9 protein-coding genes are annotated in these 16041 nt (G+C 41.3%); 8 read left to right on the forward strand and 1 reads right to left on the reverse strand.

The window, feature by feature from the left end; genetic code table 11:
* The first annotated feature begins 42 nt into the window (after window positions 1-42).
* From AWB54_RS05860 to AWB54_RS05870, 3 genes are all read left to right on the forward strand, one after another.
* Complete coding sequence (locus AWB54_RS05860) at window positions 43-1320, forward strand: histidine--tRNA ligase (protein ID WP_061213680.1); 1278 nt, start codon at window positions 43-45, stop codon at window positions 1318-1320.
* A gap of 323 nt (window positions 1321-1643) precedes the next feature.
* Complete coding sequence (locus AWB54_RS05865; protein WP_061213681.1) at window positions 1644-2543, forward strand: AAA family ATPase; 900 nt, start codon at window positions 1644-1646, stop codon at window positions 2541-2543.
* Between the two features lie 287 nt (window positions 2544-2830).
* On the forward strand, window positions 2831-4051 hold the full coding sequence (locus AWB54_RS05870; protein ID WP_061213682.1) for an ATP-binding protein: 1221 nt from the start codon (window positions 2831-2833) through the stop codon (window positions 4049-4051).
* A gap of 485 nt (window positions 4052-4536) precedes the next feature.
* Here AWB54_RS05870 and AWB54_RS05875 read toward each other — a convergent pair whose 3' ends face one another.
* Entirely contained in the window at window positions 4537-4767 is a 231-nt protein-coding gene (locus AWB54_RS05875; protein WP_160328913.1) for an addiction module protein, read from the reverse strand.
* A 440-nt stretch (window positions 4768-5207) separates the two neighbouring features.
* Here AWB54_RS05875 and AWB54_RS05880 point away from each other — a divergent pair, with 440 nt between their 5' ends.
* The 5 genes from AWB54_RS05880 to AWB54_RS05900 are packed head-to-tail and all read left to right on the forward strand — an operon-like array spanning window position 5208 to window position 16037.
* A complete protein-coding gene (locus AWB54_RS05880; protein WP_061213684.1) occupies window positions 5208-5948 on the forward strand; it encodes a BrxA family protein in 741 nt (246 codons plus the stop codon).
* Window positions 5935-6492, forward strand: a complete 558-nt coding sequence (locus AWB54_RS05885) for a hypothetical protein (protein WP_061213685.1) — start codon at window positions 5935-5937, stop codon at window positions 6490-6492. Before AWB54_RS05880 ends, AWB54_RS05885 begins: the two co-directional genes overlap by 14 nt.
* 28 nt (window positions 6493-6520) lie before the next feature.
* Window positions 6521-10120: a BREX system P-loop protein BrxC gene (gene brxC / locus AWB54_RS05890; protein ID WP_061213686.1), complete on the forward strand. Its 3600-nt coding sequence runs from the start codon at window positions 6521-6523 to the stop codon at window positions 10118-10120.
* A gap of 2 nt (window positions 10121-10122) precedes the next feature.
* The gene (gene pglX / locus AWB54_RS05895; protein ID WP_061213687.1) at window positions 10123-13797 is read left to right on the forward strand and encodes a BREX-1 system adenine-specific DNA-methyltransferase PglX; all 3675 of its coding nucleotides are present in this window, start codon (window positions 10123-10125) and stop codon (window positions 13795-13797) included.
* A complete protein-coding gene (locus AWB54_RS05900) occupies window positions 13797-16037 on the forward strand; it encodes a PglZ domain-containing protein (protein ID WP_061213688.1) in 2241 nt (746 codons plus the stop codon). Before pglX ends, AWB54_RS05900 begins: the two co-directional genes overlap by 1 nt.
* Window positions 16038-16041 lie beyond the last annotated feature (4 nt).

Here is a 16041-nt window from a genome sequence, read left to right on the forward strand (position 1 = left end):
CTTTCCTGGTAGCCCTTCTTATTTTTCTGGAGGTGTTTTTAAATGGCAGAACAATTAAGGAACCCCCGGGGAACCCGGGATTATTACGGTAAGGAGCAGCAACTACGCCAATATATCCGCCAAACCCTGGAGAAAGTATTCGCAGAATATGTTTTCGAAGAAGCGGAAACCCCGGTCTTAAACTACTATGAAACCCTGGCTCAGAAATATGCCGGCGGCGCCGAGATACTAAAGGAAGTGTACCGGCTAAGTGACCAGGGAGGTAGGAAGTTGGCCTTGCGCTATGATCTTACGGTGCCTTTTGCTCGCCTGGTAGGGACAAATCCGCAATTATCTTCTTTTTACCGTCGCTATGAAATCGGCAAAGTTTTTCGGGATGGCCCGGTTAAAACCGGACGGTTGCGCGAATTCACCCAATGCGATGTGGATATGGTAGGGGTTAATTCCATTTTGGCCGAGGCGGAATTGATGGCGATGGCAGTAGATATATTTCAGCGCCTGGATTTGGATGTTGTTATCAGCTACAATCATCGCCAACTACTGGAGAATATCCTGAAAGGAGCCGGTATCCGGGCAGACCGCTATTCCGAGGTTATTCTAAGTTTAGATAAACTGGATAAAATCGGACAGATAGCAGTTGCCAAAGAACTGAACCAGAAAGGCTTTGCTTACCCGCTGATAGAAAATATTTTTGCCCGGTTAAATCAGGTTGTATTAGACAGCAAGGAAGAAATAGTGGGGAGTGAGGAACTGCAGGAATTGCAAAACTACCTTAAGGCCCTGGGAATTGAGGAGAAAACACAATTTAACCCCGGTTTAGCTCGGGGATTGGATATTTACACTGGGACAGTTTTCGAAGTTTTCCTTGAAAACAGCAGCATAACTTCCAGCATTGCCAGTGGGGGCAGGTATGACCGCATTATCGGCAAATTCCTGGGCGATGGGGCAGAATATCCTGCAGTAGGCATGTCCTTCGGACTGGATGTAATTTTCCAGGCTTTGCTGGAACAGGGAACAGCAGGGCAGACCAATATAGATGTATTCATAATACCATTGGATACCGGAGTAGAGGCCCTAAAACTGGCCCAAGCCCTGCGGAAAAAGCGGGTTCGGGTGCTGGTTGAGATGAAGGAACGCAGGCTAAAGAAGTCTTTGGATTATGCCAATAAAAGCTTAATCCCTTTTGTTATCGTTTTGGGGAGCCAGGAGGTAGAAACTGGTATAATAAGCTTAAAGAATATGTTAAGCGGGGCTGATGTTACTATATCCATCCAGGAACTTACCAGCAACCCGCAAGCCTTCCTGGAGCCTACTATATGAAAGGAGCTGTAAAATTACGGCCATATGTAAAACTGGGCGGTATTGTCCAGAGCAGAACTGGGTGAACCCAAGGACGAAGAGCATCCTGACTCACATACTGGCGGAATCTAATCAAAAGATGGTTTTAGAATCACTCCATGGCACCACTTTTATCTGTTTCTCATATAATATAACGAAATATGTTTCTCGCTTTTAAGCAGCCGGGTTCCTATTGATAAAACAGCAGGCGGGTTCTAATCCCCGGTTCGTTGCAGCGCTCTCGTTGAGACTGCTCCGTAGTTTCTTCCGATGCTTAAACAGCTTTCTGGAAAAGTGGTGAAGGAATGGAAATATCGATGCGCTTTACGGATATAAACCAGGAACGGGAACGAATCCTCTCATGCCCGGTGCCAGGTTATTTCCCCCGTAAAGATTCTTTTTTGGAACTAGAAAGACTAATTGGCTTGCGGGAAGTAAAAAGAACCCTGGCCGAGGTGGCGGCTTTTACCTTAATCCAAAACAGACGCTCAGAACTGCGGCTTAAATCAGACCCCACCGCTCTGCATATGGTTTTCAAGGGTAATCCCGGTACAGGCAAAACCACCGTAGCGAGAATTCTCGGTAGAATATTCAATGAAATTGGAATATTAAGTAAGGGACACCTCTTGGAAGTAGAAAGGGCTGACCTGGTCGGGGAGTATATCGGACACACCGCCCAAAAAACCAGGGAGATTTTAAAAAGAGCCATGGGTGGTATAGTATTCATTGATGAAGCCTATTCTCTGGCCCAGGGAGGAGAAAGAGATTTTGGGAAGGAAGCAATTAGCACTTTAGTCAAAGCTATGGAGGACTACCGGGATAACCTGGTGGTAATCCTGGCGGGTTATTCCCAGGAAATCGACCGTTTTTTAAAGTCCAACCCCGGGCTCAGATCCCGTTTTCCCATTCATATTGACTTCTGCGACTACAATGCGGAGGAATTATTTCAAATTGCCCTGCAGATATATCAGGAAAGAGAGTATGAATTAACCAGTAGATGCCGGTGGAAACTAAAACAACAACTCAATGAATTTGTCAAAAACCGTCATTCTCACAGTGGTAATGCCAGGTATGTGAGGAACCTAGCGGAGAAATCCATAAGACTGCAGGCCTTGCGCATAGTGGATAAAGATGCCCCTGTCCGCCGTGATTTAGTAACAATTGAAGAAGTGGATCTGCCTGATCCTCGCAGTATTCAGGCTTAAAGCTGGGCGAAAGTGTAGAAAAGAAGGCAAATAAGCCCGGGGAATGTCCCCGGACTTATTCTGTGTGTAACTGGCATCATAGTGTGCTAAAGGTAGAGCTGGGTCGTTAAAATTTTCCAATCGTGGAAATAATCATGATCAGAATAAGATAGGAGTATATTCCTAATTAATTTGAGTTTCGGATATAACCGGAGTATAATACGTATAATAAACCATAGAGGTGATAGCGTGAAAAATACTTTTTCATTGCTATTTGTATCGCTGTGTGCTGCGAAACGGAGGTTTATATGCAAAGTATAATCGAACGAAAAGAATATCTCGACTGGCTGATTCGCTGGAAGGAAAAGCAAATCATAAAGGTTGTATCTGGTGCCCGCAGGTGTGGAAAATCAACCATGTTCGATATTTTCTGCAATTACCTGCTGGAAAACGGAGTGGAACAAAGCCAAATCATCATGCTCAATTTTGAGGATATTGACCTGGAGCACCTGAGTAATTATCGGCTTTTATATGATTATATCAAGCCTATGCTTCTGCCTGGCAGGATGAACTATATCTTTTTGGATGAGATACAGCATGTAGAGCAGTTTGAAAAAGCAGTGGACAGCCTGTTCCTGAAAGAAAACTGCGATATTTATATTACTGGCTCCAATGCCTACTTCATGTCTGGTGAGCTTGCTACGCTACTCTCCGGCAGATATGTTGAACTGAAAATGCTGCCGCTGTCCTTCAGGGAATTCTGCTCTGGTCTTGGCGCTAATCAGCACGAACTATCCAAAAACGAGAAATTTAATCTGTATGTGGAAAATGGTTCCTTTCCCTACATTCTGAAATATGGTCACGGGGAAAAGGAAGCGCGGGAATACCTGCGGGATATCTACAACACTGTTTTACTGAATGATATCGTCGCCCGGCTAAAAATAAAGGATGTGAACATGCTGGAGAATGTAACCAGGTTCATGCTCCATAATATTGGAAACAAGGTCTCACCGACAAAGATTGCAAACACTCTGAAATCCGAAGGCAAGGGCGTTGACCAGAAGACAGTGGATCGGTATATCCGTGGGTTGACTGACAGTCTGATACTATATGAAGCGACTCGCTACAACATCAAAGGCAAGCAGTTTCTCACCACCCAGAGTAAGTACTATGCCGTTGATGTTGGACTGCGGAATGTGCTTGTCAGAGGAAAGGAAAGCGATGTGGGACACATCCTTGAGAACATCGTTTTTCTGGAGCTGAGAAGGCGCGGCTACGAGGTGTATGTCGGTCAGCTCGCTGACGGCGGCGAGGTTGATTTTGTAGCGATCAGCCCTGACGATTTTGCCTATTATCAGGTAGCAGCAACAACGCTGGAAGAAGAAACGCTGAAAAGAGAACTAGCTCCTTTTAAAAAAATAGCGGATAATTATCCCAAATACCTGCTCACACTGGATGAGCCGTTTGGAACAGCAGATTATGATGGTATCCAAAAGCGCAATGTTGTGGATTGGCTGCTAAAAGAATAACTAAGATGGGATATTTAAAGCCGGCAAAATAAAGGAATTGAAGGTCGCATGGGGTAATAACAAAACAGCTCTAAGCCCGGATATTATGGCATTTCAGGGTGAATAAATACCATACTATAACCGGCAAGATAATTGGGCTTCGATAATTGAGCAACTGCTGTATTCGTAATTACAGATATTCCAATTGCAGTTATTTAATTCTGTCCTTCCAATAATTCGGAGTTCGATTTAATTGCATAACAGCAATTATTAAAACCTCATTTTTATTTTCTGAAACTTGGTAGATAATACCAGATGGAAACCGTTTTGTTAAACATCTTCTCGTATCTTTTGAAAATTTGCCCCATGCGTTTGGGAAATAAATTATTCGTTAAATTGTTGAGAGGATTTCCTCTGAGAATTCCAAACCAAGACCGGGACTACAATCTTCATAATATTCTATTGCTTCAAAAAACTCTATCTTTGCTTTGGGATGAAAAAAAATATCACCTGACAAATCTCTCTTCTATTTCTTTAAAAACCTCTTTCCCGGATATCATTTGGACTTTACCAGATTTGATATCACTAATTCTATCTTCGACTTCTTTAACCCACAATTTATCTATATCTTCTTGTATGGGTTGCAAACTGGAAAGAATTTTTTCAATAATGGTTGTTTTAACATCTATTGGCAAAGATTCAATCATAGATATTAAATCATTTGTATCAATACTCATGATAAAAGTCATTCCTTTCACCAGATTTAAAGGCATACTCTAATTTCGTGCTAGTAATGTTCATTTCAAATTTATTGTATCATAAACCTATAAATGGTGAAATCCGATAAGTTTTTGCTGCGATTCAATAGAGCCAGTAGTGTACTATATTAACCGCGGAGCGATGTTCTTTTAGAAATCAATGTTTTATTACCGGGAGGTTCCCTGGCGTGGGATGGGGGTTTATCTTGACCGGATTAATCTAATACTTTTATACCGTTGATTAACATAGGCGCTCTGGCGCCTTTTCTTTATGATGTAATAATGGCACACGAGTAGTATCTGTTGGGTTCAACCAGATATTGGTGTATACTTTAAGTACTGGAATTAGTAATTTTTGCAGAATGTTTATTAAGTAACCAATTGGAATGGAATTATTTACTGGGGTGAATGCAACAAACATGAATATTAATTCGGATATAAATGTCCTGGGCAGCTTGTCAGATTTCAGGCTGATATCGGCTTTGTTGGTTGAAGGCAAAAATAATGCAAATTACCAGGCCTATTCCAATATAAAGACCAATAGATCCTATAAGAGATTTGCCAGCGCCATAACGAACACCCTTATTAAATTTACCGACCCCAATATGGAATATTTAATTCGGGACGTATTTAAGCATGAGGGGCTTTCTGCTCACTGCTTGCTTTTGCTTTTCTGGAATGCCTGCGTAAATAATGAACTACTCGATTATCTAAATCAAAAAGTCTATTTTCCGGCTTTATACAGCGGGCGGGCGGCACTTAAGAAAGATGAAGTTGTGGCTTGCTTGCAGGAATTAAAGCAGAGCGAAACAGCTATGCAGAAGTGGACTGATTCAACTATTGAAACTACTGCCTCCAAGTACCTGACATTTCTAAAAAAATTTAACCTGATGGAAGGTAGGGTTAATAAAAGCATAGTTCCCCCAGGTATGGGTGATAAAGAAATAATACTATTTATTTATTGGCTATTAAGCGTTGAACCCAATACTAATTTACTGGAAAGCGGGTGGCTGCCATACTGCTTTTTAGAAAAAGAATTATTTATTCAGCAGATTTTGCAGAAAAGGTATATGAAGTTTTATAACCTTCAATATTCGGTAAATAACCTGAAAATCGAACCGACCTTTTCATACAAGGAGCTGTATCATGAACTTGGTTAATCCTGAAAACATGGTTTTGAACACCATGCGGCTGGTTGAATCCGATGAAAAATCACATATTCGTTTAAGTGCCAATGGCGGTAATTCCATATTACTGGTATGTAAGCCCGACCGGGAAATAGATTATATCCGAGCCATAAGGAAATTAATGCCTGAGGATAAATACCAGATCATTGATTTAAGCGATTTGCTCTGTCAATTTGTCGAGCAGAACAAATCCAACCTGGAAGAAATGTTTAACCTGCTGCAAGGGTCGCTGCATCAAATATTTAAAACCCCGGCCGGAGAAGAAGGCAGCGATTATTTAGGGTTAATTCTGCAGGCTATCGATAGTAGCTTAAAAGCAGATAAGATCCCGGTATTGATTAACACCGGTACTTTGTACGGCAGCGGAATTGGGAGCATACATATTGTAGAGAACGATTCAGTAATGCGGGCCAAATCACCTTTAATTATTTTATATCCGGCCACCTGGGTTCAGGATATGCTTATGTTTTTAGGGAAAAGACCGGCATCCAAATACAGATGCATGGTGGTTAAGTAGAATATAGGGGAGGTTGGTGGGGTTAGCAATGAAGATAAAGGATAGTCTGACCATTGATTTAACTGAGGATATAAAAAATGTTATCGACCTGGAAGATCATTCCGAAGCAGAAATTCAGGCTGAAATCGAAAATTACATAGTTACTGATGGCCTGGCCCGTGATTACGAAGATTTTGTAGCTACATTTACTTCTGATATTGTAGAAACCGGAGTTTGGATTTCTGGATTTTATGGTTCGGGTAAATCGTATTTCGGCAAACTGCTGGGCTACCTGCTCAGTAATCGCAGCATTGCCGGCACTCCTGCCCGGGATAGAATCCTGCAAAGATTTACCGGTATAAGGGATGAAGCCTTAATTAAAAACTCTATTGCCAGGCTTGGTCCGGAGAATTGTCGGGTAGTATTTATGGATGTAGCCAAGCAGGATACATCAAAAGGTTTAGCCTTTACTCTCTTTAGAGTGTTTTTAAAATCATTGGATCTACCGGAGAATGAACATGGTATTTTTTTATATCAATTAATGATAAATGATAATCAGACTAACATTCATGATTACATTGATAAAAGAATGGATAAAGACTGGAGTAAGATTCAAACCAGAATGCTGGAGTACACCAAAGCAGCCAAATCAATCTATATCAATGCGGGAAACAGCGGGAGTGATTATGAAAACTTAATGACTACCATTCGCCGCGATATGGACCAATTTAGTGCATCCCGTTTAAAAGATGAATTAAGTAATTATTTACAGATAAATACTGATGAGAAAATAATTTTTCTCTTTGATGAAGCCAGTGAAGCCATTACCCAGCAAAAATTTAACCTGCTGGATCTGGAAGGTATCAGCGAAGCCTTATCATCATTGGGGGCAAAAGTATGGACTATTGCTATTGCCCAGGAAAAATTAGATGATGTCATTAATAATTCCAACATAAACAAAGCTCAGCTTACCAAAGTAACCGACCGCTTCAAGACCAAAATCCACCTGGAAGCTACCGAGGTAGATATAATAATCCGCAATCGCTTATTAAACAAAAAGACTGCCGCAGAAGATAAATTAAGGGTTCATTATAATAAGAACTCCGGAAAAATCAGCGATCATGCTGCTTTAACCGGTATAGGAATAATTAAAACAGATACGCTGGATTCTTATTTAACATATTATCCTTTTTATCAATATCAATTCAACCTGCTGCAAAATTTCTTGTTTGGAACCAAAGGCTATGCTTCAAGTAAAGTAGCTGCCCGGGGCATGATCATAACTACCTATGATATTTTAAAGCGGGAGTTAGCCGAAAAAGAACTGTTTGCCACTGCTACCGGATGGCAAATAAACAAACAGGCTCAGCCCCAACCTCCGGCACACCTGGTTAACCGCTACGATAATGCTGAACGCATACTAAAAGAACGCAGCTCCACTATTTCCGGTCGCAGATTATTGGAAACTATTAATTTTTTGAATGAAGCGGAAGTTGGCCCCACGACTACCATATCCAATATTATTAAGTCCTACATAGATGATCCGGAAGACTACCATAAAGTGTACGAGCATATTGTCAAAGCATTGGATGATTTAGTAGAAGCCAAAATACTCTTATCAACTAATAACACCTATCGTATTACTTCCGATCTGGAACAGCGTTTATTGGAGGAAATGAACCGCTTTATCGTTCAAGGCTTTGTGAAGAAGAAGAATGCTGTTACTGCTTATAAAGACAGCTCTTTTATAAAAACATTGGCCCGCATTACCGACAGCAATCTGCCTTATGATTTTTACATCAGCACCGACAATGATGATGAATTAACTAATCCCGCCTTGAAAGAACTCAAAATCAAAGTAAAAAGTGTATATAACCAGGGTGATAACCGCAGTGCTGACATAGAGACATTGAAAGCACAAAGCCAAAATGATAAAGATCTCATCTGGCTCTTACCGGATAATAGTTCATTTCCTGAACTGGATCGTCTCATTGATGAAATTCAACGAATTACCTATCTGGAAGAAAACTATAATAACCCGCAGTCCGAGGAAGCCGGCATCATAAGGAATTTTTCAACTGCCAAAGGCGAAAAAGAAAATCGGGTTAAGGAACTGATAGAGCGGTCATTACATAATGCTACCGCCATATATCTATATAACACCTATCAATTGGATCAGGATAACTGGCAGACTACCCTGCAAAACCTGCAGCGCAATGTCATACAGAACGTCTATTTCAAACGACTGACTGCCCAATTAAATGATGAAGTAGCAGGCAGGGTAATTAAAGAAGCGAACAATACGCGTTTAAGGACTTACTTTGCCGGTTCAGAATTTCAGTTTTTTGATGCCCAGGGAAATTTCATTGGTGAAAACTTAAAAGCTGCCGAGGAGATACTGTTTAAAATTAAAAATACTTTTGCAGATGGGGATACCCTGGCAAAAGAATTGGGAAAACCTCCTACCGGTTTTGCTTTTGGCACGGTTATTTCAACGGTGGCCGCCTTGATGCGTGGCGGTAAAATAATAGCTAAATACAATGGGATGGAGAAGTTTTCCTGGCGTGATGAAGGAGTAAGCACTATTTTCACAACCGCCCGTGAATTTCGTAAAGCCTCCTTCAAAGCCATAGCAAAATCTTTATCAGCCCAGCAAAAAAACGATGTGGTTACTATTCTGCAGGAGTCGAAATGTGAGCAAAGAATCGATAAAAAGATTGACTGGAACACTAATGATTTTGATTTAGCCAATGCTAGCAAAGAACTGGCCAAAATGTTCTGCAACAAAGCGGATGAAATGCGCAAGCAAAACCCGGATTTTGATTTGCTCTTTGCCGATATAAATGAGCAAAAGAAAACCCTGGGGGAATTTACCGGGGTCGTTAGTGAAGCCAACTATATCGAAAGAGCGGAGAACTTTCTCACCCGTAAAGATACCTTTACCAGCGCGGTTAAAGCCATCGAAAAGGCGGAAAAATTTATTCACAGCAAACTGCCCAAGCTTCGGCAGTGGTATGCTTTTGCTGATGGAGTAAAGGATGAATTAAATAAATCAGCCCGCAGTAATGAAACCCTTACCCGCCTTATATGGGAATTCCATAATTTATACGGGCAGGAAGTAGTGAAAAACTTTGCTGCTTTACAAGAGACTGCCCAAAAAATAAAGGATGAATACTATGCCCTCTTAAGCAGTGCCGCCGGTGATATGGCCGGTAAATACAGCCAGTTAAAGACTGCCGCCGAAGCAGTTATTGAAGAAATCAATCGCCTCCCGACCGGGTTGAATGATGAAGCTTTGGTTAAAGCGGAGACCCTGTTACACTATGCCGAGCAGAGAATGCTGGCCAATGTAGAGATTGATTTTGAGGTGCAGGACAAGCATTCCCATTTTACTTATTCGGAAATGCTCTCGTTTATTGAACTGTATAATACAAAGAAAACTGAACTAGAAATTATTAGAGCAGGTTTGATAAAAGAAGCCCCGCCGGAACCGAAACCGGGTGGTTCGGTTCCGGAAACGATAACCCATACTACCAGGCTGCCCGGTTTACGGCTAAAAGTAGGTAGATACAAAAAATGGCTGCAGCAGGAAATGCATAAAATGGCTGCTGTAAGTGATAACGATGAAATAGAGATCAGGAAGGGATAATCATGAAACTAGCTGAACATGTTGAACATATTCGGCAGATAATAGATCAGGCATTTCGTAATACTCTGGGGCGCATGGGCATAACTGCCACTGTCCTGCAACCGCTGGAAAATTTATCGCAGCAATTTCATCTTGACAGGATACGGATAGAAGATGTTTTTGAAAACTTTGCTGCTGAAACTGGTTCTGTTGCTGATGCCTACGAGAAACTGGTAGAAGAACTTACCTTTACCCTTTTTAATCGCCTGGCAGCGCTCAAGGTAATGGAAGCCCATGGCCTGAATAGCCCGATACTTACTCGCAGCAGCCAGCATGGGGATCGTTCTTTTGCTCATTTTCTCTGGCTGGAACAAAATCCCGAAGGGCGCAATGAAGAGCAGGAAGGTCTGCTGCCTTTTATAGAAGAACAGCTGAATACCTTGTCGGCTGATATTCCCTTATTCAGCCCCCAGTATCCTTATCATCTCCTACCTACTGCTATTGAATTAAGGGATATTATAGATGCTTTTAATGCGGTGGAAAAGGATGAACAGGTTGAAGCAGATATCTGGAAAAGTGATGATGTTTTAGGTTGGTTATATGAAAGCTACAACAATTACAAAAAAGCTGCCCACAAAGAAAGCAAAGCTAAAACTGAATATAACAAAGTCAGCATCCAGAGTCAGGTTTATACCCCCGGTTGGGTTGTGAAATTTCTGGTGGACAATAGCCTGGGCAAATTATATCTGGAAATGTATCCTGACTCCACTATCAAAGAAAAATATAAAATTGCCAATGCCCCGGCCAAACCAAACCGGGAAAGGAAACCGCTTACTGAAATACGGCTTATTGACCCCGCTTGCGGCTCGGGCAATTTTTTGCTCTATGCTTTTGATTTACTATATGACCTTTACATTGACCAGATTAATAACTATGGTGCTGACTATGATGACGACGAAATACCAGAACTAATTATTCGGCACAACCTGCATGGGATCGATATAGATGACCGAGCTGTACAACTGGCTCAATTAGGGTTGCACATAAAAGTTAAACGTCAGAATCGCTCGGTTAAAATTGAACATTTCAATATTGTCAGCTCAGATTTCTTTTTACTCGATTATCCCGAGGTAAAGCATCTCTTTGAAAATGGGGAAAAACTCAGTCTCGAATTGGAGAACATTGTTACAGAAATGTGGGATGAGCTGCAGCAGGCTTATAAATTTGGTTCTTTAATACGATTGGAAGAGAAATTCAGCCTGCGTATGCAGGAACTGGTTCAGCAGTGGGATGAAGGCCGCTTGTTTAAAGAACAAACGCTGGCTAATTATGAACAGTTCCGGGAAAACTTCTTTACCGGTTTGCAAAATGCAGTGGCTCATAATACCGCAAAGCAGGGCATTAATTTTTTAAACAGCAAAACTGGTGATGCCATAAGATTTTTAGAATTGTTGACCCAGAAATACGATGTAGCAGTAGCCAATCCGCCTTATACTGATAGCAGCGACTTTGGCCCGGAATTGAAAAAGTTTATAAATGCCAACTATATGAAGCCGTATAAGTTCCACTCCAATCTTTATGCGACATTTATTAAGAGATGCTGTGAATTCGTAGATGAAAAAGGCAAAGTTGCTTTAGTACATCCACCTACTTTTATGTATATCAAGTCTTTCGAGGATGTTCGAAAATTCATTATTGATAAAATGCAGATTAATATATTTGTAGAATGGGGTTATTTGGGAATGTTTAACCCATTGGCCAGAGTAGATAGTGCGATGTTTGTGCTGGAAAAAGAAAGAAATAAAGATTCTGCTGTTTTTATTAAATTGAACGATCTATATGAGGGTAAAAGGTATGATGTTCTATTTGAAGCTTATGAAGATTTACTTAATAAAAAATATAACAGCCGTATATATTTTATAGATCAGTATAAACTCAAAATCATTGAAGGTTGGCCTTTTATTTATTGGATTTCTGATGGGTTTAGGGAACAATTTAAAGAGAAGACAATCAGTGAATTATTTAATCCTGTTCAAGGTGCTGCAACAACAAACAATCATAGATTTTTAAGATTTTGGTGGGAAGTAAATAAGAGTACTATTTCAATTAATTTTGAAGTTGATAAACATAGGTGGGTTTATTATTCAAAGGGTGGACCTTTTAATAAATGGTATGGGAATATGTGGGTTTTGTTAGATTGGAAGAATAATGGCCAGGATTTGATTGATGCGGGTGCTGTTCTTCGAAATAGTAGTTATTATTTTCAAGAAGGGATAACATATTCGGCAAGTGGTTCGAAAGGAGCTTCATACAGATATTTACCCAGCAATTGCATTTTTGATACGGGAGGTTCGTGTGTCTTCCTAAAAAAGGAATACAAAAACCTGCATTATCTCATTGCGTTTTTAAATTCACCACTATCTCGATATATAATAAACTGTTTGAATCCTACTGTTAATACGCAGGTTGGTGATATGCAAAGGATTCCAGTGGTTATTCCTTTAAAAGAGCAGGAAGAATGTATTTCTATATTTGCAACCAAAAACATTGAAATCAAAAAACACCTATGCTCTTATCATATTATTGAAACCAATTTTGATAAAACAGCCCTTACTGCCGTTTCCGATCCAGCCTTACGGGACCGGATATTGTCATATTTAAACTACGAAAATGCCCAACTAACGCTGGTACTAATCAATGAAGCCATCATTAACCATCTGGTTTTCGATGTTTATGACCTCAGCCCCGAAGACCGCCGGCAGGTAGAAACCCAAATGGGCAAACCGGTGGGAGAATTGCCGGTACTGGCAGAGGCCCGAGATGCATATTTAGCATCAACTACTATTGAAAGTGAAACTGTCCGGGAATTTATCACAAAGCTACCCGTTATCACCTTTGATGAGGAAAAGATACATAACGTAAAGGATGAGTTTACTGCCCTTTATCAGAGCAACAATGACCTGGAAGAATTCTGTATCCGCCACCAACTCAATTCTATTAATGTATGGTACTGGTTCCGGGAAAGCTTGGTATTACCTCTGGGTAGAGCCGCAGAGATAGCTTTGGAATTTCTGGCTGATACCTGCCGTAGCGTTCTCATGGAAGATGAAGACGGAATCATTCCTCTGGTAGGCCTGCCGGGTGAATCGGGTCTGTTAGATCGTTTGGAGCATTATTGCCTAAATAACGGCTTTACTTCAGCGCAGTTCAGCCAATTAGATGAACTCTTAGGTCGACCTATCAATGAATACCTGGAGCATCATTTTTTTAGAGACTTGAGCAATCACCTCAATCTGTTCATGTACCTGCCCAAAACTCCCTTTATCTGGCACCTTAGCAGCGGTCCCCAGCAGGGTTTTGAAGCCTATATAATCATTTATAAATGGAATCGGGACAGCCTGTTTAAACTCAAAACCCGCTACCTTGGTAAACGGGTGGAAAGCCTGGAGTTTCGCCAGATTCAATTGGCTGATAGCAACACTGCCCAGGCCCAAAATGAAAAAGAGAAAATCCGGTTGCAGTTGCAGGAAATCGCCGAGTTTACCAGCAAGATAGATGAGCTAATAGCTGAAGGATACGATCCCCAGTTGGATGGTGGAGTGGGTAAAAATATTGCTCCCCTGCAAAAGAAAGGCTTACTGCGCAGTGAAGTGCTGACTGCCGGGCAATTGGACAAATACTTAAAGGCGGATTGGTAATGACTAATCAATGGTTTTTAGAAGATATTAAAAATCTCATAAAAAAACGGGGGCGGGTAGTAATATTAGACCCCAGGTCTCAGTATGGCTTTTTATTGCCATTACTGGAGTTCCAGGGATACACCCTGCTCAGGACTGATAGCAATTTAACCGAGCCATGGCAAACAGTCAAGGAAGAACTGTTATTGCGTTATGAAGCTGAAACCCGGCATAAATCAGATAAGGTAGTATTCTATGTCAGCCGGGAACAGGATAAGCTCAGCTTTTTGCTGGACTACTGTTTTACCCACGGCTGTCTGGATTTTAGCGAGCCGGCGAAGTGGCTTAGAAAGAAACTTTTTTCCCATACCGGGCTGCAGGTGCAGCTGGATGACGCCACTCTTTTAACCGCAGGTAAAATAGGAGCAGAAAAAGACCTGGCCTGGTGGAAGAAGATTCTGCAAAACCTGGAGGATTTGATTGACCTGGAGGATGAGTTGATACCTTTCATGGATGATCCCGAAGCTTATATTGCCGATCTGGAGCAGGACATCCGCCGCATGTTTGAAACCAAAGTATTTCAATTATTAAATCAGCCTTATATGACCAAGCCTACTAAAACATTAGCTGAAGAAGTAGCCCGTAAACTGCTGGATGGCCTGGCCTATAACGATATTAAGACTGACCTCTTATCAATCTACCATCGCTGGGCTGATAGCGAAACCTACAGTCCCTCTTTAATGAATTACGTTGCTAATTACAATCTGGATAGTTCGGTTGACCCCTGGGCAGCTCATCCCGACCATTGTTTTTCTGCGTTGGATCAAAAAGCACTGCAGCAGCTTACAGTACATTTAAGAGATAAAGAGTATGTATCCGGGAAGCTGGATGCGATAAAAGCCCGGGCTAAAAACACCAGAATAAAGCGTTTTGTCCCAGGCTGGTGGCAGGATTTTATCATCCTGATGGAATTTGATAACCAGCCCTTGACTGCCTGCTCCAGTTTTGAACAGGTAGTAGATTTTTATACCAGCTATTTTGCCCAGGTGGATCGGGCTATCCGCAATCTTTATACCGCCTTTTTATCAGACAAAAGCATTATTCGCCCGCTGCAGGAATACTATGAGAGCCTGAATTATGAATTGCTACAGAAGTGGTTTGAATATGCCCAGCAATATAAGTCAGACCAGCAGGGTTATTTACCTGATTTATTTAAGAATGCTAAAGCTGGAACAGCCGTTATTGTAGGTGATGGTATCCGCTATGAAATTGCCGATTATGTAGCAACTGCTTTGGCAAATAAGTTCAAGGTAGACAAACAGACTATGTTAGCCGGACTACCATCGGAAACGGAACATAATATGAGCGCGTTATATGTGGGTAATAATGAATTGCTGGCCTCGCATAAAGACCGGGAAAAAAAGCTTAGCGAAATCAGCGGCAAAGCTATTACTTATATGAACCTGGAAGCAGTTAGCTATGGCGAAAAAGCTAATTATCTGGTACTTAACTACAAAGATATTGATTATGCCGGGGAGACACTGCAGCAGGGTGCTCTTAAACTTTTTGCCGAATTTGAACAGGTACTGCAAGATAAAATTGCCCAACTCCTGAATATGGGTTATAAAGAGGTTCACTTGGTGACTGATCACGGGTTTGTTTTGACCGGCTTATTGGATGAAGCTGATAAAATAGCCCCTGATGCCGATGGAAATAAAGATGTCCATGAACGGTTTATCCGTACCCAGGATAAACCCGATAATCCCGACTGGCTTATTTTTGAGAAACCTTATGGCGAATACAAATATCTATGTGCGGCGAAAAGTCACCGGCCATTCAAATCCAAAGGGGCCTATGGCTTTGCCCACGGTGGATTTACTCCCCAGGAAATCATCTTACCCCGCTTTGTTTTCCGTAAAGATGGCTTTGCCACTTCCAGTTTAGGCGTAGCCATAAGCAATAAAACCGAGTTAGCGGAGGTAGCCGGTGAAATATTCGTTATTAAGCTGCAGGCTGATGCCGGCGCTACGGATTTGTTTGCTTTTAAACGCAAGGTAAAGATACTGCTCTATGATGATAATATAAATTGTGGCAGTAGTAATCTAATTAATATGGAACCCGGCAAAACTGAAACGGTGGAGTTTACTTTTGATGACCGCCAGACCTTAAAAGCAGTTTTATTAGATGCTGAAACCCAGGAGCAATTAGATATTGTAACTATTAAAAAATCCAGCGTCCGTGATCTGGGCGGATTGCTATAATTGG

This window comes from Syntrophomonas wolfei subsp. methylbutyratica (assembly GCF_001570625.1).
In the GTDB taxonomy this organism is placed as follows: domain Bacteria; phylum Bacillota; class Syntrophomonadia; order Syntrophomonadales; family Syntrophomonadaceae; genus Syntrophomonas; species Syntrophomonas methylbutyratica.

What these genes read in the sequence shown, in the direction of transcription:
- AWB54_RS05860 (WP_061213680.1), top strand. Translation starts at nt 43, where the DNA reads ATGGCAGAACAATTAAGGAACCCCCGGGGAACCCGGGATTATTACGGT.
- AWB54_RS05865 (WP_061213681.1), top strand. Translation starts at nt 1,644, where the DNA reads ATGGAAATATCGATGCGCTTTACGGATATAAACCAGGAACGGGAACGA.
- AWB54_RS05870 (WP_061213682.1), top strand. Translation starts at nt 2,831, where the DNA reads ATGCAAAGTATAATCGAACGAAAAGAATATCTCGACTGGCTGATTCGC.
- AWB54_RS05875 (WP_160328913.1), bottom strand. Translation starts at nt 4,767, where the DNA reads ATGAGTATTGATACAAATGATTTAATATCTATGATTGAATCTTTGCCA.
- AWB54_RS05880 (WP_061213684.1), top strand. Translation starts at nt 5,208, where the DNA reads ATGAATATTAATTCGGATATAAATGTCCTGGGCAGCTTGTCAGATTTC.
- AWB54_RS05885 (WP_061213685.1), top strand. Translation starts at nt 5,935, where the DNA reads ATGAACTTGGTTAATCCTGAAAACATGGTTTTGAACACCATGCGGCTG.
- brxC (WP_061213686.1), top strand. Translation starts at nt 6,521, where the DNA reads ATGAAGATAAAGGATAGTCTGACCATTGATTTAACTGAGGATATAAAA.
- pglX (WP_061213687.1), top strand. Translation starts at nt 10,123, where the DNA reads ATGAAACTAGCTGAACATGTTGAACATATTCGGCAGATAATAGATCAG.
- AWB54_RS05900 (WP_061213688.1), top strand. Translation starts at nt 13,797, where the DNA reads ATGACTAATCAATGGTTTTTAGAAGATATTAAAAATCTCATAAAAAAA.